Genomic DNA, 21,939 nt, shown 5'->3' with positions numbered 1-21,939 from the left:
CGTTATGAGAACAATTCGTCCGAATTCCCTTGCGACGTTCGTAGTCGTTCTTTTTGGAATCGCGTTGTTTTATTGGGGAACTGACGGATTTACCGCCTACACCGCAGAGTCGGCCAGAGTAAACCGGCTGCTCGAAGCGCGCCCGACCTTTCCGGCGGATACCACCTTCGAGGACAGCAAGGGACGAAGCTATTCGATTTCCGAATTCGCGGGCAAGTACGTGTTTATGACGTTTTTCTACTCCACATGCTCTACCGTATGCGTTCAGCTTGAGGGGAACATGGCGCGGGTGTTCGATACCCTTCCTGCCGAGCAGCGCGGTCGGGAGATCGTCTTTCTGAGCGTAAGCTTTGATCCGCAGCGGGACGATCCGGCAAGATTGGAGGAGTATCGGACCTTCTTCGACAGCGACGGCGAGACATGGAGAATGGCGAGAATTTCCGACCCGAACGAATTGGACAGCTTGCTAAAGGAGTTCGGCGTTATCGTGATCCCCGACGAGAGCGGCGGTTTCGCCCATAACTCCGCTTTTTACCTCGTCGATCCGGACGGGAAGCTTGTTGACGTGATGGATTACACCCGGCCGGAAGAGGCGGCGGACAAAGTCGCTCGTTTGCTGGCCGAGGAGACAGGGAGGGACGACCGATGAAGCAGTCGCTTTACGGGCTGGCGTTGTTCGTCCTGCTCGCACTTCCGCCAGTGGCCGGTCTGATGGAATCGCTCATGATCGCGCATATGCACATGCAGATGCCTTTATTGGTTCTATCCGGCTTCTTGATGGCGAAGTATGGGGAAATACGTTTTTCCCGGTTCTGGGAAACCTGGAACGTCAACGGGATTCCCGGTATCCTTATGTTTGCGATTGTTGCAGCTTATTGGATGCTGCCCCGAGCAATGGACGAAGCCTTGGCTTCATCGGGAATGGAGGCGTTCAAGTTTCTGAGCCTGTCGCTTCTATGCGGCGTCTCGCTAAGAAACAGTTGGCCCAAAATCGACTTTGCGGCAAAAGGTACGGTCGTGGTCGTTTTCGCGCTGCTCTTCGCCGCTCTTGGACTGCTGTACGTCATTGCGCCCGTGCAGCTCTGCAACAATTATGTGCTGCTTGAGCAAATCGCGCTCGGCTGGGGGTTCCTGACTACGGCGTTCTTTATGGTCGTTTTCATCATCTATCACTGGTTTACGCGTCCAGCCAGCGGTTGATCTTGCTGTATAACTGATCCGGATCGAACGGCTTGGTTAGAATGTCGGACATCCCGGAACGGAGATAGAGCTCGTGGTTTTCCTTAAAAGCGTCGGCGGTTAGCGCCACGATCGGCAAATTTCGAAACCGCGGGTTTTGCCGAATTCGGCTAACGGTTTCGCAGCCGTCCATGACCGGCATGTGAATGTCGATCAGGAGCAGATCCCACGGCTCCCGTTCCAGCAACTCAAGCGCTTCGACGCCGTTATTGGCAATCCCGACGGCGTAGCCTTTGTCCTTCAGCAGCTCGATCACGATGAGCTGATTAATCTCGTTGTCCTCGCCGAGCAGAATCTTCCTGGCTCCCGCCGGCGGTTCGGGAATTGGAACGGGGGCCGTCGAGGCGGCAGCCTGTTCCCTTCCGATGCCATGCTCTCGCCAAGATGCCAAAGCGTCGGCGAGTTGCTTTCGGCTGACGGGCTTGAGCAGCGTAAATGTGCGCTCTTCAGCGCCGTCGCGTTGAAGAAGCAAATTACGCGAAAACGTCGTCGCCAGCACGAACACCGGGATGCCTGCGCTGTGAGCGTTGTTGATGAGCGAGTTCCAGCGACCGGAGCGGGCATGCTCTTGCGAAAGGTCGACGATCAGCAGATCGGCTTGCGCTAACTGATCGCGGGATTCCAAGACGCGAAGCCCCAGCGACGTCAACATTCCGGCAACGGACGCCCGCACGATCTCGGAGCTTCCGGCGACGAGCGCCCTGCGCCGCTCAAGCGGTATCGGCTGAGGCCCAATCTGCTTTGCCTCGAGTTCAAAAATCAGCTCGAAGCTAAACAAGCTGCCTTGCCCAGGCTGGCTCCGGGCTTGAATCGTGCCGCCCATCCGTTCGACTAGCTGCTTGCTGATGACTAGGCCAAGGCCTGTACCCCCGTATCGGCGACTGATTGAATCGTCGGCTTGTGTGAACGGCTGGAACAGGCTTGCCAGCTTATCCGCCGGAATGCCGATGCCGGTGTCCTGAACGGTACACTGCAAGGAGCAGCGCTCCTTGCCGAGCGGCGCTGCTTCCACGTATACGCGCACATAGCCGTGCGATGTAAACTTGATGGCATTATTGCACAGATTAAGCAGCACTTGCCGTAAGCGAAGCGGATCGCCTATGAGGCGGTCCGGTACATTCGGGGCGACATCCAGGACGACGTCAACCGGCTTCTCTCCGATGAACGTTCCGACGACGTCGGCAACATCTGCGAGCCAATCTCCGACAGAGAAGGGAACTCGTTCGATTGAAATCTGTCCGGCTTCGATTTTAGAGAAATCGAGAATTTCGTTAATCAACGTATTGAGCGTTCGCGAGGAGGAGTGTATTTTATTCGCGTAGTCCCATTGAATAGCGGACAGCGGCGTATCGAGCAGCAATTGACTGACGCCGATGATGCCTGTCAACGGCGTTCGAATCTCATGACTCATATTCGCTAGAAATCGACTTTTCGCTTCGCTTGCCTTGACGGCCTCCTTCTTGGAGATCAAGTCGGTAAGATCATGAATGGTCGCCGTGATTCCTGAAGCGTTCTGTCCGGCCGGAAAACAAGGGGATACCGTCAAAGAATAGGTGCGGGTCGAATCGCCGTCCGTATGCTCCCATTCCCATTGCTGTGGGATGCCGTCGCGCAGCGTTTGCTTAAGAATGGCGCTCCAACTATCCCGCCGATCCTGAAACAGGAAATCGGTTAACCGTCTTCCGCGGATTTGTTCCGCCTCAAGCTGAAGCAGTTGACACAACGCTTGGTTAACGGAAGTGATGGCGCCGTCCGAATCAAGGCCGATAATAAAGTCGTAAGAGCTCTCGACTAGCGTACGGTAGCGTTCCTCTTCTTCCGCCACTCGTTGATCGGCCTTCTTCCGGTCGGTTATATCGATTGCCGTTCCGATAATCTCGGCCACTGACCCGCCGTCGTCGATGATCGGTTGAAGCGTAATGAGCAAAACCTTCAAGGTAATCCCTTCCGCGAGAACCCCCGGAGCATAGGTTTCCGGCGCGGATTGCAGTTCGAAATTGACGCTTTCTCCCCGTTCCAATTGCTCCATATACGTCTGCGTTTTTCTTGCCGTCTCATCGGACAACAGCTTTGTGATCGAGCCACCAATCGCTTGCTCCGACTTCACTCCCAACTGTTCCAGGAGCTGCCCGCCGAGCATTGTACATACAAAAACGTCGTCTTGACGAATCAGTTTAAACGAAAAACCGCTTTGCATGCGTACGATGTCCAGCACATCCTGCTGCGCCTGTCGCAGCTGTCTACCCATCGTTCTTTGCTTGTTAAAGAAGTTCATGATCGCCGCAATTAGCAAAGCATTCAGCGTGCAGATCAACAGAAATGGGCCCAGCGTAGTGAATATAGGCACGTGATAGACAAAGTGAAATACGCCGAAATAGTTAAGCAGCATGAGTGCGATCATGGCGCTCCATTGTACCAAGAAGCTGCGGACATGGCGCACAATCCAACTGGATAGATAGGCAAGCATGTGCATGGTGACGAGAACGATCAAGAATACAGAGGGGTTTTGCAGAGATCGGAACACTGTAATCATCGAAGCGGTAATGAGGGCGGCCGCCGGACCGCCGATATAGGCGGACATAAGAATAGGGAGCACGCGCAGATCCAGAATATTCATAACATCGCTGTAATTCACCCGAATGCCGATCATAATCAGGAGGATCGCAATGATACCGTTGACGCTTCCGATCGACAGCTTAAACTTCCATGAGTCGTGACGCGCGGAGCTGGCGTAGAGGTGTCCGGCCAAGAAGGAGAAAGCGATTAAGATCGCGGAATTCATAATCAGATCCCGTATTAAGAAACTCACCGCATCAACTCCTTGCATTAATACAATCAGTCATACATCTTTCTCGGACTTCCCTCGGTTTTCCTGCTTGCCACTTCGCTGCTCGACAAACAATTTCGACACGTAACTTGAAATTCAGTCGTATTTTTATATAAAATTATCCTTTTTGATGAACTTATAGGTTCATATTGAATTTATAGATATGTAATCGGATGAGGGGGCTTGTTATAGTCGGATTGGGTGATGAACTTGGGATTCGATTACTCGGTGATTGGCAATCGTATTCGGAAGGCCAGAGAAGAGAAGGGGATCACGCAGGAGACGCTAGCAGAGTCGTTGGATGTGTCAAACGCTTACATCAGCAAGATCGAAAGAGGCCGGACACCGGTCAACCTTAACAACTTGGATAAAATATGCGCGATTCTGGAAACATCCGCTGACTATATTTTGCGCGGCGCGAATACATCTAACGAAGATTACATGCGCAATGAAATCATAGACATGCTGGAAGGATGTTCACCTGAGAAGATCAAGCTGATCGCGCAGATCATCAAGCCGATCGTCGATTACGAGGGATAACGTCATTCGTAAGGAGGCGCCAGCCTTGGATCTGGATCTGAAAATTTCGCTCGGTTTTATCCGGAATATGTTGCAAGCTACGGGAATGACGCATTTGAGCGTTCGCTCGGAAGGACGCAGTCTGATCATCTACTCCATCGAGCCCAAAGAAGAGGCGATACGAGCCGTGTTGACACGTCTCAACGGGCGTCAAGACTACGTGCTGACCCTCGCCAATCATCGCGGCAAATGGCAATTGGTGCCGGTCGTGGGGCCGCTTCAGGAGATGCTTGACATGCTGACGGACGAATTGGCGTTCGCGCTCGCCTACTGGCCCAAGGTTGGGCATATTAGAAGCATTCAGTAACAGTAACTGGCGGCAAGAGTAATAAGCTTGCCGACCCCCATGTCCCCCCTCGCGGGGGTTTTTTTGTGTTGGAGGCCCGGCAGCAGTCTCAAGCTACATTTGTTAATTCTAGAAAGGATTAATGACGTGAAAAAACACGTTCGGGGAAGCCATTCGATAGTAATAGCTGCACCATCCGACACCTTTGTTATTGAAACGGTTGGTTGCGTTAAATAGCAGCCTTTCCTGCTCCAGCTCTTCAATTCTGTCAATGCGGCCCTCTACGTAATCGAGGAGCCTGAAAGAAGCGGTCTCAAGCCGGTTAACGACGCCTCCGTATCGGATGTCGAGCACTTCCCAACCGAACGGCTTGAACATGCGGAGCCATTGGGTGCGGTGAGCCCCCCGCAATTGTCGAACCGCGTCAGCGATCGCAGGCAGTTCGGTCGTTGCGGCATGCCTCAGCGCATCCATGTCCTTCATGTCGTAGGCTCGCTTAAGAGAGAGACCGCATTCGCTCTTCAGCTTGAGCACGGCACTCAGCTTCTCCGGCACGTCGAACAAATAATCCAGCTCTGCACTCGGATTGCGATGGGCGCGAATTTGCGACTCCAGCCATTTATAATGAGCGTTCATCTCCAAACCCTCGATCTGCTTGTCGAATTGACCTAGCAAAACGTCCTGATACAGCAGAAATTTGGAAGGATTGCTTTGCTTGCTATTGTTGGGTTCCGATCCCGGAGTTTCGTCCAAATACTTGAATTGAAGAAAGGCATTCGCTTCGATTCCCGTACACAGCTTAACCCTTTCAGCCAGCCGATCCGACGCCGGACTGCCTTCCGTGTAGGCGTGCTCCGCATAGAGCTGCAGGCCGAGCAGCGCCGCGAACGGATTGCTCTCGTTGCCATCGTCTCCCCACATTGTCGCATACACTTCGCGAATGCCTTCTTTTTTACACGCCTGCAGCGCGACATCGGTTGCTCCGAGCGACAACCCATAGTTGACGCCGAACGTATTGAAAATCCACACAGCCCCGGCAAAAACGACATTGCATCCCAGCGGCCGATGATTGGCGATTACGCGCTCGTAATGCTCCGGCTCCGTATGCACGTAGTCCCAGTACACCATATCGACGTCTTTGGGAATTCTCCTGGCCATCTCCTCCGGAATTGTCGTGTTTTGATCATAGTAATTGCTTTCGGTTCCGGCGTTGCCGACGGCCAGCTTCAGAAACATATCGCTCCAGATCATCGGCTTCAAGCCGAGTCGGCGCGTGACGGAGAGCACTGTGTCCAAATGAGCCGCCATGATGTCGAATCGGCTTCCGTAGCCGTTTTTGTCCAAATATTTTCCCCGGCCCAGCTCCTCCGCCTCGTCCATCCCTACATGGATTTTACGGCTGCGGAAAGGCGAGCTAGCTGCTTCGATCATGTTCTCGACCAGCTTGTTCGTGCGTTCCTCTCCGACGAGCAGCGCACCTTTCGTATCCCGATAATGCCATACTGTCTGCCACTTCAGGAACTCCTCGAGATGGGCGAGCGTCTGAATGCTAGGAAACGCCTCGATACCGAACAAATCGGCATAATCGTCGATTTCCCGCAGCTCGGCATGCGAATAGCGACCTCTCATATAACCGAAATAAGGCTCGCTAGAAACCTCGTATGTATCCTCCATATACAGCATGACGCTGTTCATTCCCATTAACGCCAGCTTGTTCAGCATAAGCTTGAAGCCATCGACCGTCAGTACGGCGTTGCGAGACAGATCGAACATAGGTCCGACGAGCTCGAATTGCTGCTTTTCTCGAAGGTTGAACGAATCGTGGAGGCGGCTGTGCTGAACAAATAAACCGAGTCCGCGGAAAAATTGATGTTTTTTACCGTAGCGCACATATCCTTGCCCATTTTCCAAACCGATTTCCAATTCGTTCTCGGCGGGAGACGACCCCACGCGCACTAACGCTCCGTCCTCATGCAACTCGATTCCTAAATCGGAAGCCAAGAGCTTGATTCCTGGCAGCAACTGCTCGACTTGACCTTCGAAGCGCAATTTCATTTCATGTGCCTCCCTAAAAAACTAAAACATTATAACGTTATATTGTTCAGATTTCATGCTATCCGATGGCGGGTAGGAATGCAATAGTTTTGTGTAGGGACTAGTTGGGGGAGAAATTGGAGTCGGAGTTGCTGAACCTATCTATTTTCGCGCTTATGGCCATTATCCCAGTCGCTCAGGTAAGTGGCTTAGAGACGGTCGGCAATGGGAAGCTTCCCTATGTATCATGCACAGGCAACATTGGGGTGTGGAAGACGATTAACAGGCTTCTTGGAGTAATCTCTTGTACGTAATTTTGCGTTGATCGGAATGATCTTCACGACGAATTAAGTTGGGATAGGTAAGTGTGGAAGTTATGGCGCTATGCCGCAGCAATACCTGAAAAGGATCGGTGTTTCGCCGTTGTTGGTTGTACCCGAAGCTGTACTGATCCAGATATGCTTGAAGATGCTTGGGGCCTATGCCGCAAAATTTCCAGTTGATCCAGTTGGACGCATCCAAGGCGATCTGAAGAAGCGGCCGGTACCTCTGACCGCTAAATTTTTGAATGACGGTGGTGACTTCCGCTTTCGCGGAATCGACATGTTTTTGGATGAAATCGTGACTTCCCAAAGAAGTAATCCGATCATTGATGAGATGGCGTTCGGGGACTTGTTTGATTTTGAGGTGGACGACCCCAGCTTCGGCGGAAATCGTTCCTCCGAGAATTAGAGGCTGCTCCTGCGGATGCCGGAAAACCGTCGGATTGTGCGGGCGGCCGTATCCACCGCAATTGACTCTCACGATTCCGGAAAGCAGCTCTTGCGAATCGAAGCTCATCATGGCGTGGCGTATTTTATGACAGATCAGCCATGCGGTCTTATAGGTAGTGCCGATAACGGAAGCTAGACGAGATGCGCTGACTCCCTGCGGGCGGGCATGAAGAAATAAAGCTTGGAACCATAGGGTCAGAGGTGTACGGCTGCCTTCCATGATCGTACCGACGATCAAAGAGGTTTGGCGGCGGCAGGAGCGGCATTCGTATAAAGGTAACCGGCGGGTGCGGATTTCGTAATGTTCGCGATGGTTGCAGCTTGGGCAAATGAATCCTTGGGGCCAGCGGGAATGAAATAAAGCCTTAACACATTGGGTCTCTGTAGCGAATCGGGAACAGAATTGCTCAAACGTCATCTCGTTAGGGGTAGAAATGGAAGCCACCCGCTTTCTTTAACGATTAATTTGAGGCGAGAGAACGTACAGTTTTATTGACGGGAACCTATGTTCTTATTATAAATCATTTTTGAATTATTTACAAGATTTTCATGGTGGAATTGGGGGAGAAAAAGTAATAAATTCTGAATCAATAATGGTTTGTTTTTTTGTCATTTTCGAGTGCTGGCGGGGACAAGCGGGTTGGCTAATTCGTATATTTTCTGAGGGAGAGGGATAATGGCTATAAGGAGAAAAAAGGAAATACTGTTCGAGCAAAAGGAGGTTATCTGAGGTGAATTGAGGTAACTGACGTGAACTGAGGCGGTGAAACGGGGTGAGTGTAGAGAAAATCTGAGACAAAGGGATAATGGCCATAAGCGGCGAAAACAACGAATACAGCAAGAAGTCGAAAAAACGCGAAAGATTGAGGGAGAGCGATTATGCAAGACGATAGGCTGGAAAATCACTTCAATTTCAACTAAAACAGAATTATCTGAATATTTAATTTAATTGGGCGATAGACTATAATAAAGACAGAAGCAACCAAGAAACAAAGATTACAACAACAATGATTGTCCTGCTTCAGGCGAAGCTCAGGTGACCAAACGGCGTCTCGCAGCAACAAATAAGACGGTCCGGCTCACCCCCAATAATTACTCGCCTGAACTGACAATATACACGACGGGAAGAAGGGAGAATCATCCGATGACGTAGCGAAAGGCGAAGCGTGCCAGCATACCTCCCGGCATGTGGGTATCCGAAGAAAGTGAATTAACGAATTAAGCAACACATAAGTAAGAAGAACGTGAATGGTTACATGCCAAGCATGTTCAGGGAAGATTAATTTGAAGTGCATGCAACGCATGTATCGGAGGTTGGAACGAGTACAAATGAATAGCTTACCGCAACTCTAGCCTCGACCATGTAGGTTCATGGTCGGGGCTTTGGCATTTTAAAGGGATTTAGCGATGAAGCGTAATGCGAAGAAGCTTGTCGTTGGCCGGAGTGCGAGTATAATCCTCGAGTGTGTAGCTGATGCGCGATGTGCCGGATTGGGCATTAAACGCTTTTTTAAGATCCGAAGCGACCGTGACTCCCTTAGTATAGCGAACGATAAGCTCGGAATCGCCGTTGTCGGCGGCTTCCCGGATTCGATCTGTCAGTTCGGAGACGTTGGAAGCGGTGTAGGCGTCCCCGAGATAAGCATAACCCATCAGGTCGTGCAGCTGTCGGTAAAAAGCGGCCATACCCGTACCCTTAACGGCGAGCGCCGAAATCGCTTGGCCGTAATCGAACGAGGCGGCTGGATATCCAGAGGAGGCGGACCATTTGTGATCGACCCGGATCTGGGCATCGGTCAGATTATAATAGCCGTATTGAACCTTGCCGGGAGCGTCCGGAACAGGATCGTTCCAGGTCGTGTCGAGGTGGTACCATTTTCCTCCGATTTGCACAAGATTCCACGTATGGGCTCTCCCTCTAGAAGTGCCTTCCGCGATCTTCACGGGAATTCCCGCTTGCTTCATCATTTCATAGGTCAACAGAGCATAGCCTTGACACACGGTCGATCCGTCTACCAACCCATCGTAGGCGGAATGGGAAACAAGTCGAGTGTCGTAGGCCAAATTCGCAACGACCCAGTCGTGAACGGCTTTGACTTTCTGATGGTCGTTCATGCCGGGGGTTATAATTCGTTTAACAATGGATGCAACCTGTCTGCGAACTTCCGCAGTTTGCGCTTGCGACTCCCAGTAAGTAAAGCTGAAGTCGATGGTTGCGTAGTTTCCTTGTATCGATGCTTTATACTTGTAGGTCTTAACGGTATAGTGCAAGTAATCGTCGGTACGAATAGCGGCCTCTAAGATGTCCTTGATTTCCTGTTTGAGAGATGAGTTCTTATTGCCGACGTATTTCAATTGAATGGAGCTTTGTCGTTGGCTGAGCGCGGTTAGAATATCTTGCTGCATTCGCGCTTGAGACGATGCGGCGTCAGCGGCGTAAATGATTTGGAGAGATTTGCACCCTGCCGTGATCAGCAGAATACCCAACAAGAGCGAGGAAGCGAGCAAAGCTTTCAGTTTGTCGTTCATAGTCGTCGTGTCCTCTCTCGTATCGTCGAGCGTCGAGGCTGCGTCCCGACGGCATCGATATTCAGCCGAACGGGTTATAATCGTAATATAGCATACCGCTCGTTCGGCCGTACATCTTTATTCGGCAGCAGACAGGTTTAGAATGGTCTTCCCATGGGAGGCGCTGGGTTTCTTACGGCCGATCTGCTATGATGGTCGCAGATCGAATCCTGCGCGAGAGAGGACAACAGGATGAAACTCGGGAAGCTCTACCGCAACTACATTCGCAACCACTTATTTGTCAAAGTAATTCTCGTGTTCGCGGTCATCGTTAACGCGACGATTATTACTTTTTCCGTTTTGCTGTATCGGCTCATGTCCGCTTCGGTCGTCGAAGGCGAGCTTAACAATCAGAAGCAAGCGATGGATCGAGTTAACCGTTATATTGAGCAAAAATACGATTGGCTGCAGGGCGTGGTGTCGGAGCTTTACCGCAATGACGCGCTGGCGAGCAACGCTTCCTATTTTCTCAAGCATACCTACCCCGATTATGTTCAGCATATGTTGGAACAAAATTATGAGGGGGGAGGCTCGACGGACGTTTTGAACTATTTGTCCAGACGAAGGGAGACGGATCCCGACATTCAGAACGTCATTCTTTACAGCTCGCAAAAGCAGACGATGTACGTCTACGATGCCAACGGAATGGGGCGGTTGTATGACGTGAACGCCACCCGCTCCTACATCCCGGAGATTATGGCTGCGGAAGGTACGGCCGCGTTCGCGCCCAACGTCTGGATCCGCAAGACAATCGGACAATGGAATTCTCAGCTCTATGGAATTCGCGCCCGTCTTAACGATAAGAATTCCTTGGAAAACATCGGTGAGCTGCACGTCTATTTTGACGCCGGTATGGTTAACCGGGTGCTGGAACAGAACCGAATTCCTTTTAAAGGAACGATTCTTGTCCTTACGCCAGAGGGGCGAGTGATGATGGATACGTCCAATCGTTATTACGACGCCGACTTCCCCTATATGGAGCAGCTCCGGTCGCTGAATACGATCGAGACGCTGGACGAGCCTTCCTACATTTCCGCGTTATCGCAAAACAAAGCGGGCTACGTCGTCGTAGGCATCTCGCCGGTCGATGAAGTCGTCCAAGCTTACGCCGGCCTTAAGAGGACGATCATTCTCATCGCGATGATTTGCATCGCTGTAGCGATCGTTATTCCTTCTCTTGTTATCGCTAGCGTGGCCAGAAGAGCAAACCAGATCGTTCTCTTCATGAAGAAGGTCGAGGGAGGCAATCTGACCGCGCGTTTGCAGGATCCGCGAGAAGACGAGCTCGGGCAAATTTCTCATAGCTTTAATGAGATGCTGGACGAGCTGAATCGCCGGATCGATCGGGAATACAAGGCGGAAATCAGGATGAAGCAAACCGAGCTGTCCGCGCTGCAGGCAAGGATCAAGCCTCATTTTCTGTACAATACGCTTGAGGTCATCCGTATGCGGGCGATGTCTCGCGGGGCAGAGGACGTTGCGGAGATGATCTATAGCCTGGCGGCGCTGTTCCGCAACTCGGTCAGCGCAAGTCCGGACTGCGCGCTGCGCGAGGAACTGGAAATGTGCAGGCTTTACTTGGAGCTGTTTCGTATCCGATATAAAGATAAGTTTACCTATTCGATCGAATGCGAGCCGGAGCTGGCGGGAATCGTTATCTTTAAGCTGCTGCTGCAGCCGTTGGCGGAAAACTACGTCCTGCACGGGCTAGATCCGGAGCGAAAGGATAATGTACTGGAAATCCGGGTATTCGGAGATGGCGGGCGGATTGTCGCGCAATTGCGCGACAACGGCAAAGGCATAGAGCCGAACAAGCTTAAGGCGATCGTTGGCGGACTGGAGACTCCGGAAGCCGCCGAAGGAGAATCGTTCGGCCTGCGCAGCGTGAACGAACGGTTGAAGCTGGCTTACGGACCATCCTACGGAGTCGATATAGAGAGCAAACCCGGAGAAGGAACGACGGTTACGGCGGTATGGCCGCTAGAGAAGAAAGGGGCGGAATCGGACGATGTATAACGTGCTGCTCGTCGACGACGAACCGTTTATAACCGAAGGGCTGAGCGACGCGCTCGACTGGTCGGACTTCGGACTGGAGGTCGTCGGCAGCGCGGAGAACGGAAAACAGGCGCTGGAGCTGCTGCGACAAGTGCCGACGGACATTCTGATTACCGACATCTCGATGCCGGTTATGGACGGCTTGACGCTGATCCGGGAAGCTCGCGAGCTGCTGCCCGGGCTTAAGGTCATTATTCTGAGCGGCTATAACGAATTCGATTATTTGAAGGAAGGCATGCGCCTCGGCATCGAAAATTATTTGCTCAAGCCCGTCCATTTCGAAGAGCTGCGAGCGACGCTGCGCGATACGGTGGACAAGCTGAACGCAGCGCGGCCCGAGCGGGCATTCGGCGAGGATGAGCTCGGAATTTTGCGGGACAACGTTATGAAGCGCTGGTTGACGGGAAAGATCGGGGCGGCGGAACTGGCGGAAAGACTGGAAATGCTGGACATTCGGCTGGAGAAGCCCTATTCGGCAGTGGCGATTGTCCGTTGTTCTGGGGGTGGGGACGAAGGCTGCGACAAGGCGGAGAAGCTGCTCGCGGACGAGGGAGCCGTCGTCCTGTTCAAGGATGCGGAAGAAGACGATACGATCGCCATATTCGGTATGGACAGTCCGGACGAGGGCAGGAGGATGGCCGAGAAAAAGCTGCTTGGGCTCGCGGAGGCCGGTGAGGGGCGCTTGCGCATTTCGCTAGGCGGGGGAAAGCCGACCGAGGCAGCCGGAGAGAGCTACGAGCAGGCCAGACGCGCGCAGCAAATGTTTCTGATCGCGCCGGACCGCCACTACATCGACTGCAACGCACTCCCTTCTGCTTCCGATATTGCCCTGTCCGAAGGCCTGATGGAATGGGAAGCCTACGCGAAGGAATTCGTCTCCAAGGACAAGACCGAGCTGCTGCACCGGATTGCCGCCGATTTCGCTGCCATCCGAGCCGTCGGCGTCGAATTGATGCGCGCCAAAGGGGCTGCCGTCGAGCTGATCATCCGAATGAAGCTGGAGACCGACAAGCTGAATCGGCCCGATGCAGCCGAAGCGTACCGAAGCGCGCTGGATCGGGCCGTCGGCGCGGATACGATGGAGGCGCTGGAGGAAGCGGTGACGGCAGCGGCGACATTTTCCGCCGATTCGTTTGCGGGTGAAGATATGAGCCCGGTAATAAAGCAGGTGCTGCGGCACATTGAGACGCATTACGCGGATTCCATGACGCTCAAATCGCTTGGACAGACGTACCATATTCATCCCAACTATCTTGGACAATTGTTCCACAAACAGACGGGCGAGACGTTCGCAGATTACGTGAATAAGTATCGGATCGGCAAAGCTAAGGCGATGCTGCTGGAAAGTCCTCTGAAGGTGAACGAAATCGCTCGACAGGTGGGCTACTGGGAGATCGGTTATTTTTACAAACAGTTCAAAAAGCACGTCGGGATTGTGCCCAGCGAGTATAAGGGGCTGCTGTAAGGCAGTCGCCGGTCGCATCGAATGGACGCTAAGCTTCAAGTCGACATCACGACTCGAAGTTTAGCGTCTTTTGTTGTTTTGTTTAGTTTGTCCATGGAATCTTTGGTTTCTAATATTTTTGAAAATGTTTTCATCCTTTAATATTCAAAATGAAGATGCAACATACTAGTGCAGACAGATAAGGGAGGCCATAACATGAGCAACACTCGCAAAAAACTTTCGATCGGGTTAACGTCGATTCTGGCCACGTCGCTCTTCCTGAGCGCTTGCGGAGACAATAAAGCAGCAAACAACTCCTCCGCATCCGGCGAAAACAAGGGCGAAGCGGTTGAACTGAGCTGGTACACGATCGGCACGCCGCAAAAAGACGTGGATAAGGTCATGGCGGAAGTTAGCAAGTACACGAAAGAGAAAATCGGCGTAACGGTCAAAATGACGATGATCGACTGGGGCGACTACAACCAGAAGATGCAGGTTTTGACTGCTTCCGGCTCGGATATGGACATCATGTTTACGGCATCGTGGGCGTTCGATTATGTACAGAACGCGCGTAAAGGCGCATTCGCTCCGATCGACGAGCTGCTGGAGACCAACGGTCAAGGCATCAAGCAGGTGCTGGATCCGGCGTTCCTGGAAGGCTCCAAGGTCGACGGCAAAAACTACGGAGTTCCGGCGAATAAAGAGCTTCCGGCTCAAGAAGTATGGCGCTTCAATAAAAAGGTTCTCGAAGAGAACAACCTGAGCCTGGACGGCGTACGCTCGCTGGAAAGCCTGGAGCCGCTGCTGAAAACGGTTAAGGCCAACAATCCGGACGTAATGCCGCTTCAAGTGGACAAAAACTACGGACCATACGTGCCGTACGACTACTTGATCGAGAAATTCCCGCTGGCCGTTAAGCTGGACGATACGAGCTACAAAGTTGTCAACATCTTCGAAACGCCGGAAATGAAGCAGGCGCTCGCAACGATGAACAAATACTACAAAGCCGGCTACGTTCCGACGGAAGCGGCGACGCTCGAGTCTTCGACGGATGTCATTGCAACGGGGCAATGGTTTGCCGACAAAGCTACAACGCAGCCGTTCGCGGACAACGTGTGGTCGATGAGCGCGGGCTACCCGATCGTCTCCACCCCGCAAAGCGATGCGCTGATCTACAACGTATCGGTTATGGGTTCCATGCAGGCGATTTCCGCCAACTCCAAGCATAAGGAGAAGGCAATGGACTTCCTGAACTTGCTTAATACCGATCCGGTGCTGCGCAACATGGTCGACTCCGGTATCGAGGGAGTTCACTACAAGAAGCTCGACGATAAGTATATGGAAAACCTGCCGGAATCGAAAAACTACGATATGCCGACCTTCTCCTTCGGAAACGTCATGCTGACGTACCTGGTCGAGGGCGATCCGGAAAACAAGTGGGAAGAGTTCAAGAAGTACAACGATTCAGGCAAACCGGCCGTCCTGCTCGGCTTTAACTTCGATCCTTCGAAGGTGTCGACAGAAATCGCAGCCGTTCAGAATGCGAAGGAAGCATTCTGGTCGCCGCTGATGACCGGTACGGTCGATCCTGAGAAATACGTGCCGCAAGCGATCGAGAAGATGAAAGCTGCCGGCCTGGATAAGATCATGGCCGAAGCGCAAAGCCAGATCGACGCCTGGAAAGCCGCAAACAACAAGTAAAAAGTGAATATTGCGGGCGAATGATCGGCATTCGCCCGCTTTTCACGATCAGGTTCGCGTTTGTATTCTACAGCGCAAGGGGGATTGTTCATGAAAGCCTTAAGGCGCCATTTAAAAGACGTCAACCGCAACAGAGCGTTGCTGCTGATGGTCCTGCCCGCCACCGTATGGTTTATCTGCTTTTCTTACTTACCGATGCTCGGAACAATCATTTCGTTTAAGGAATACCGTTTCAGCGGCAACTTCCTGTCCAGCATTATCAACAGCAAATGGGTCGGCTTCGACAATTTCAAGTTTCTGTTCCGCACCGACGACGCTTACATTATTACGCGCAACACGATTCTCTATAATGCGGTTTTCATCTTCATCGGCCTCGTTCTGGCCGTTGCGATGGCGATCGTTCTGTCCGAAATCGCAAACAAAAGACTGGCGAAATGGTACCAGACCGGGATGTTCCTTCCGTACTTCCTGTCCTGGGTTATCGTCGGTTATTTCGTATATAGCTTCCTCAGCTTCGATCGCGGTATGGTCAACCGGATTGCTACCGCCTTCGGGGCCGACCCGGTACAGTGGTATTCCGAGCCGGCATACTGGCCGTTAATTCTCGTGCTCGTCTTTACGTGGAAATCGCTCGGCTACAACAGCGTCATCTATCTCGCCGCCATTATGGGTATCGACAAGTCGCTGTACGAGGCGGCGATGATCGACGGAGCGAACAAGTGGCAGCAAATCCGCAACATTACGATTCCGATGCTGACGCCGCTGATGACGATTTTGACGCTGCTGGCGATCGGCCGCATTTTCTACGCGGATTTCGGTCTGTTCTACCAAGTGACGCGGGATTCCGGAACGCTCTATTCCGTCACCAACGTTATCGACACTTACGTCTATCGCGGTCTGAAGACGACCGGGGAGATCGGCATGAGCACGGCGGCGGGACTGTATCAATCGCTGGTCGGCTTCGTGCTCGTCATCACCTCCAACTACATTGTCCGCAAGTTCAACAAGGACAACGCGCTCTTCTAATTTGCGCAGAAAGGAGCAACTCTTATGGCCTCTTTGGCGAAATCCCGCGATTTTCACCGGCTTAGCCCAGTCTTGAACGTTACGTTTAATTTGATCGCCGGCTTGTTCTCGCTTGCCTGCGTGTTCCCGTTTCTGTTCATCGTCATTCTGTCGTTCACCGACGAGAAGACGCTGGCGCGGAACGGCTACTCCTTGTTTCCGGAAAAATGGAGCCTCGAAGCTTACAAATATATTTTCAAGGCGGGAGATCAACTGCTGCGTTCTTACGGGGTAACGGTCTTCGTTACCATCGTTGGAACGGTGCTTAGCCTCATCTTCATCTCGCTGTTCGCTTATGCGATCTCGCGCAAGAGCTTTAAGTACAGAACGTTCTTCTCGTTTTTCGCGTTTTTCACGATGCTGTTTAACGGGGGGCTTGTGCCGACCTATATCGTGACGACCAAGCTGCTCGGCTTGCAAAACTCGATCTGGGCGCTGATTATGCCGCTGGCGGTCAACGCCTTCTACATCATGATCATGCGGACGTTTTTCTCCACGATGATTCCCGACGCGATTATCGAATCGGGACGGATCGACGGCGCGGGGGAGTTCGGCATTTTCCTCCGGCTCGTCATTCCTCTGGCTTTGCCCGGTCTTGCGACGATCGCCCTATTCAGCACGCTGGGCTACTGGAACGACTGGTTTAACGCCTTGCTCTACATTGAGGACCCGAGCATCGTTCCGCTGCAATCGATGTTGATGCGGATCGAGAACAGCATGCAGTTTATTTTGCAAAATTCGAGCAATCCGTCGATCGGCATAGGCGTACTGCAATCGATGCCTCAGGATACCTCGCGGATGGCGATGGTCGTACTGGCTACCGGCCCGATCGTTCTGGCTTATCCGTTTTTCCAACGTTATTTTATTCAAGGCTTGACTGTAGGCGCTGTGAAGGAATAACGCCTCTGTGTGAAGAAATGTTACTGCTATGGAGGGATTCATACACCTATGGAACAATTTCGACTGCCCAAAATCGCTATGCCCAAGCTGGAGCTGCCCAGCGCGGTGCAAGAGGTACTCGCTGAAGCGGAGCAAAAATTGGCTCACCGTCCTAAACTGCTGAAGCTGTTCAAGAACTGTTTCCCGAATACGCTGGAGACAACGACCAAGCTGCAGGACGACGGCACGACGTTCGTCATCACCGGAGACATCCCGGCCATGTGGCTGCGCGACTCCGTTGAGCAAGTGATGCACTACGTGCCGCTGGCTAAGGATGACGCCGACCTGCAGCGGATTATTTCCGGCCTGATCAAGCAGCACATGAAGCTGATTCAGATTGACCCTTACGCCAATGCGTTTAATGAAATGGATAACGATTGGCACTGGAACGCGGACGACGTTACGGACGCGTCGCCATGGGTATGGGAGCGCAAGTTCGAGCTCGACTCGATCTGCTTCTCGATGCGGCTGGCTTATGCTTATTGGAAGGAGACGGGACTGGCGGACATTTTCGATTCCGAGTTCAAGAAGGCGATGCGGACGGCCGTCGATCTGTGGAAAAGAGAGAAGCGCCATTTCGAGCAATCTCCTTACCGCTTCGAGCGCAATAACGGCATTCCGACCGATTCGCTGATGAACGACGGATTGGGCATGCCGATCAATTATACGGGCATGGTCTGGTCCGGCTTCCGTCCGAGCGACGACGCTTGCGATTTCCATTACAACATTCCGGACAACATGTTCCTCGTCGTTACGCTGCGTCAAATGAGGGAAATCGCCGAGTTCGTATTCCGCGACCTGTCGTTCGAGCAGGAGATGGCGAAGCTGGAGCGCGAAGTGAATCACGGCATTCAACTGTACGGCATTTACCGGCATCCGCAGTTCGGTCCGATCTACGCATATGAGACGGACGGTTTCGGCAACTACTGTCTGATGGACGACGCGGGCACGCCTGGACTGATCTCGATTTCTTATTTGGGCTATGTGTCGGAGGACGATCCGATCTATCAGAATACGCGGCGTTTTGCGCTGAGCAAAGAAAATCCGTTCTACTACGAAGGCAAAGTCGCCAAAGGCATCGGCAGTCCGCATACGCCGCCGGATTATATCTGGCATATGGCGCTGTCCATGCAGGGGCTGACGGCTCAAACGGCGGAAGAAAAGCTGGAAATGATCGCTTTGCTGGAAGCTACGGACGCAGATACAGGTTATATGCACGAAGGCTTCCATGCCGACGATCCGAACCAATTTACGAGAAAATGGTTCGCGTGGTCGAACAGTCTGTTTTCTCAGCTTGTCTATAAGGCGATGAAGGCGGGATTGCTGGATGACTAATACGATAATTTTTTACGATCCTTCGTTCCCGGGCGCGGCCGCGCTCGGAAGCGAAGCTTTGGAGCGCTTGCGGGAGCTGGGCACGGTAGCGGACGCAGCCGGCCTGCCGGAGCTGCTCGACAGCTCGGATGGTGGCAGCTTCGTTACGCTGCATGCTCCTTATTTTCCGGCCGACGCTTGGGAAGCCATCCTCGCCTACCTGAAACGGGGCGGCGGTCTGGTCAGCGCCGGCGGCGCGCCGTTCCGACGCCCGGTTCGCTTGGCGGACGGCGAGTGGCGGGTCGGCGCCGAACAAACCGCATACCATCGGCAGCTCCGCATTCACGAGATGCTGCCGGTTCAATCAGCGCCTGTCGCGAAGCTGGAAGCGGCGGGCGATCTGCCGTTGTTCCGGGGTAGCGAGGCGCTGCTGGACGTTGCGGATACGTGGAACCTCGTGCCGCACGTAACCAAATCGAGCGACCTGCCGCACCAGATGGGTTCGGCCGGTCCGATGGACGCCATGATTTACCCGCTGGTCAAGGGCATCTCGTCCGAAGAGCGGGAAGTGGCCGCCCCCGTCGTGCTGTGGGAGAACATGAGAGGCGAATTCGCCGGCGGACGCTGGCTGTTCGTCAACCAGCCGCTTGGGCATACCTTCGCCGAATCCGGCGGCTTTGCGGCATTGGCGCAATGGGCTTCGTTCTGCGCGGCGGGCGTTACCGAGCTGTGGGTGAAGCCGAACTACGCTTCCTACGAGCTGCACGAGCGGCCGATGCTGACGCTTCAGGCTCAGAAGCTTGGACGCGGCGGACAGGCTCGCGAGTGGACGTTTGGGCTGCGGGTCGTGCGAGAGTCGGACGGAAAGATCGTGCATGAGGAGCGATTGACGGCAACGGTTGGGGACGGGTTCCGCGCGCAGCGCATTCCGCTGCCGATCGATCTGGAGGGCGGCTTCTACGCCGTCGTGTGCGAGGCGGAAGCCTCCGACGGCGAGCGGCGCACGCTGCGCCAGGGCTTCTGGGGGGCGGATGCGGAACTGCTGAAGTCGGGCAGCCCGATTCGCGCCGGCAGGGACTATTTCGAGAAAGACGGGCAACCGATGCCGGTTGTCGGCATGACGTATATGACGTCCGATGTCGCTCGTAAATTTTTGTTTTTGCCGAATGCCGCGGTATGGGACAAGGATATGGCGCAAATGCGCAAAGCCGGCATCAACTGGATTCGCACCGGCATCTGGACCGCTTACCGCAATATTATGCAGGTGGACGGACATGCTTCGGAGGAAGTGCTGCGGGCCATCGATACCTTCATTATGACGGCTAAGAAAAACGATTTGCAGCTGACGTTTACGTTTTTCTCTTTCACGCCGGAGACGTGGGAAGGGAAAAACCCGTTTCTCGATCCGCGCAGCGTGGAGGCGCAGAAGCGCTTTATCCGCGCGATCGTCAGCCGCCACAAAGAGACGGCGAACATCGATTGGGATTTGATCAACGAGCCTTCGATGTTTGATCCGGAGCGTATTTTTTCAAGCGGGCCTCGGTCCTGTCACGACGAATTCGAGAAGGCGGCATATGCGGAATGGCTGGCCAAGCGTCACGGCTCCATCGAAGAGCTGCGCGAGCACTGGGGCATGACGCCGGCCGAGCTGCCGAATTTCGCGGCTGCGACCCTCCCTGAGCCGGGAGAGATCAACTTCGACGTGCAGGATATGCATTCGGGCAAAAGGGGCACGCGCTGGCTGGACTACGTGCTGTTCTCGATGGACATGCACAATCGCTGGGCGAAGGAACTGTACGATGCGATCAAGGACGAATGTCCGAACCAGCTCGTTACGGTCGGCCAGGACGAGGCGCTTGGAGCGCAGCGGCCTTCGCCGTTCTTCTACCAGGAAGCGGCGGACTATACGACGGTGCATAGCTGGTGGCTGAACGACCATCTGCTGTGGGACGGCATTTTTGCCAAAACGGCCTATAAGCCGAATGTCGTTCAGGAAACGGGCATCATGTACGTGGAGACGCCGGAAGGCTTGGCCAAGCGCAGCGAGGAAGAATTGCGCGCCATGCTGGAGCGCAAGTACGCCTATGCTTTCGCAACGGGCGGGGCGGGCGCCATCCACTGGATCTGGAATACGAATTTCTACATGGACAACGCCAATGAGTCGCATATCGGCGCGCTGCGTGCCGACGGAACGGAGAAGCCGGAAGCGGACGTCTCCTATCGCTTCGGCAGCTTTATGGCGGAAGCCGGTCGTTTGTTCCGGGATCGGGAGCTGGAGGATGTCGCTGTCGTATTCCCGTACTCCAACGATTTCTCGAACCGCAAGCTGGCCTTCGAAGCAACGACTCGGCTGACCCGGGTGCTTGGCTATGAATTGAATGTACCGTTCCGCGGCGTGTCGGAGTATCATCTGCACGAGCTGGAAGCGGCTCCGGCCAAGCTCGTCATCGTGCCTTCGGCGCATAACGTGGACGACAAGGCTTTCGCGGAGCTGCTCGACTACGTGGCTCGCACCGGAGCGACGCTGCTGTACACGGGACCGCTCGGCATCGACGCTTACTGGCGGCCAGTCGACCGGCTTGCAGATACGTTCGGTCAGCGGAAGCTGGGCAACGTCGTTCGCGAGGAGCGGCTATTGATCGGAGACAAGCTGTATCCGGTATCCTACGGCAATCGCCGTATCGCCGAAGTGTGCAAAGAGAGCGCGGTCGGAGGAGATATCGTAGCGGCAGATGCAGTCGTGGCTGCGGCTTACGGCAAAGGACAGCTGATCTGGTGTCCGCTGCCGATAGAATTGAACGAGCGTTCGGAGCCGATTGCGGCTTTGTATGCCTACGCGCTGAAAGCGTCCGGATATGAAGCCGCTTTGGAATGGCTCGAAGGCGATCTGCCGGGCGTATACGGTCGGCGGTTGAAATTCGGGGACGGCTCGCTGTTCGTTTTCGTCTCGGAGTACGCTTACGATACGTCGGTTCAAGTTCGAGATACGCTTACGGGAGTTTCGTACGCCTTCAAAGTGGAACGGGAAAGAGCGGTGCTGTTCGCAACCGACGGAGAAGGACGGATCGTATCCGTCTACCGGCCGGAGGAAGTGCGCGTAACCGCAAATGTCTAA

15 protein-coding genes and 1 pseudogene are annotated in these 21,939 nt (G+C 53.6%); 11 read left to right on the top strand and 5 right to left on the bottom strand.

Annotated features, from left to right (window positions below; genetic code table 11):
• Nucleotides 1–4: 4 nt before the first annotated feature.
• Both DFP98_RS22160 and DFP98_RS22155 read left to right on the top strand, forming a co-directional pair.
• On the top strand, nt 5–649 hold the full coding sequence (locus tag DFP98_RS22160) for an SCO family protein (RefSeq protein ID WP_116062803.1): 645 nt from the start codon (nt 5–7) through the stop codon (nt 647–649).
• On the top strand, nt 646–1,200 hold the full coding sequence (locus DFP98_RS22155; protein ID WP_116062802.1) for a hypothetical protein: 555 nt from the start codon (nt 646–648) through the stop codon (nt 1,198–1,200). The genes DFP98_RS22160 and DFP98_RS22155 overlap by 4 nt, the downstream gene beginning before the upstream one ends.
• Here DFP98_RS22155 and DFP98_RS22150 read toward each other — a convergent pair.
• Nucleotides 1,178–4,048 (bottom strand): ATP-binding protein, encoded by a 2,871-nt coding sequence (locus DFP98_RS22150; RefSeq protein WP_181917858.1) that lies wholly within the window; start codon nt 4,046–4,048, stop codon nt 1,178–1,180. The genes DFP98_RS22155 and DFP98_RS22150 overlap by 23 nt on opposite strands.
• 246 nt (nt 4,049–4,294) lie before the next feature.
• Here DFP98_RS22150 and DFP98_RS22145 point away from each other — a divergent pair, with 246 nt between their 5' ends.
• Together DFP98_RS22145 and DFP98_RS22140 are read left to right on the top strand one after the other, a co-directional pair.
• Entirely contained in the window at nt 4,295–4,606 is a 312-nt protein-coding gene (locus tag DFP98_RS22145; RefSeq protein WP_220377150.1) for a helix-turn-helix domain-containing protein, read from the top strand.
• Nucleotides 4,607–4,631: 25 nt separating this feature from the next.
• Complete coding sequence (locus tag DFP98_RS22140) at nt 4,632–4,952, top strand: hypothetical protein (protein ID WP_116062800.1); 321 nt, start codon at nt 4,632–4,634, stop codon at nt 4,950–4,952.
• A gap of 108 nt (nt 4,953–5,060) precedes the next feature.
• Here DFP98_RS22140 and DFP98_RS22135 read toward each other — a convergent pair whose 3' ends face one another.
• From DFP98_RS22135 to DFP98_RS22125, 4 genes and pseudogenes are all read right to left on the bottom strand, one after another.
• Nucleotides 5,061–6,986 (bottom strand): beta-N-acetylhexosaminidase, encoded by a 1,926-nt coding sequence (locus DFP98_RS22135; protein WP_116062799.1) that lies wholly within the window; start codon nt 6,984–6,986, stop codon nt 5,061–5,063.
• A gap of 258 nt (nt 6,987–7,244) precedes the next feature.
• Complete coding sequence (locus DFP98_RS22130) at nt 7,245–7,976, bottom strand: hypothetical protein (protein ID WP_246016639.1); 732 nt, start codon at nt 7,974–7,976, stop codon at nt 7,245–7,247.
• Between the two features lie 18 nt (nt 7,977–7,994).
• Nucleotides 7,995–8,156: pseudogene (locus DFP98_RS40305) on the bottom strand (transposase); the annotation flags it as partial.
• A 983-nt stretch (nt 8,157–9,139) separates the two neighbouring features.
• Nucleotides 9,140–10,267 (bottom strand): transglutaminase domain-containing protein, encoded by a 1,128-nt coding sequence (locus tag DFP98_RS22125; protein ID WP_116062797.1) that lies wholly within the window; start codon nt 10,265–10,267, stop codon nt 9,140–9,142.
• Between the two features lie 231 nt (nt 10,268–10,498).
• Between DFP98_RS22125 and DFP98_RS22120 the strand changes: the two genes are divergently transcribed.
• The 7 genes from DFP98_RS22120 to DFP98_RS22090 all read left to right on the top strand — a co-directional run bounded on the left by DFP98_RS22120 (nt 10,499) and on the right by DFP98_RS22090 (nt 21,939).
• Complete coding sequence (locus tag DFP98_RS22120; RefSeq protein ID WP_116062796.1) at nt 10,499–12,322, top strand: sensor histidine kinase; 1,824 nt, start codon at nt 10,499–10,501, stop codon at nt 12,320–12,322.
• On the top strand, nt 12,315–13,826 hold the full coding sequence (locus tag DFP98_RS22115; RefSeq protein WP_116062795.1) for a response regulator transcription factor: 1,512 nt from the start codon (nt 12,315–12,317) through the stop codon (nt 13,824–13,826). The genes DFP98_RS22120 and DFP98_RS22115 overlap by 8 nt, the downstream gene beginning before the upstream one ends.
• 195 nt (nt 13,827–14,021) lie before the next feature.
• Complete coding sequence (locus tag DFP98_RS22110) at nt 14,022–15,506, top strand: ABC transporter substrate-binding protein (protein WP_116062794.1); 1,485 nt, start codon at nt 14,022–14,024, stop codon at nt 15,504–15,506.
• 90 nt (nt 15,507–15,596) lie between these two features.
• Entirely contained in the window at nt 15,597–16,532 is a 936-nt protein-coding gene (locus DFP98_RS22105) for an ABC transporter permease (RefSeq protein ID WP_116062793.1), read from the top strand.
• 24 nt (nt 16,533–16,556) lie between these two features.
• Nucleotides 16,557–17,471 (top strand): carbohydrate ABC transporter permease, encoded by a 915-nt coding sequence (locus DFP98_RS22100; RefSeq protein ID WP_116062792.1) that lies wholly within the window; start codon nt 16,557–16,559, stop codon nt 17,469–17,471.
• Between the two features lie 48 nt (nt 17,472–17,519).
• Entirely contained in the window at nt 17,520–18,845 is a 1,326-nt protein-coding gene (locus DFP98_RS22095) for a glycoside hydrolase family 125 protein (RefSeq protein ID WP_116062791.1), read from the top strand.
• Nucleotides 18,838–21,939, top strand: a complete 3,102-nt coding sequence (locus tag DFP98_RS22090; protein ID WP_116062790.1) for an alpha-amylase family protein — start codon at nt 18,838–18,840, stop codon at nt 21,937–21,939. The genes DFP98_RS22095 and DFP98_RS22090 overlap by 8 nt, the downstream gene beginning before the upstream one ends.

This window comes from Cohnella phaseoli (assembly GCF_003386235.1).
GTDB classification, from domain to species: Bacteria; Bacillota; Bacilli; order Paenibacillales; family Paenibacillaceae; genus Cohnella; species Cohnella phaseoli.
Note: the sequence above shows the minus strand (reverse complement) of the source record. Positions and strands in the feature narration are given on the sequence as shown.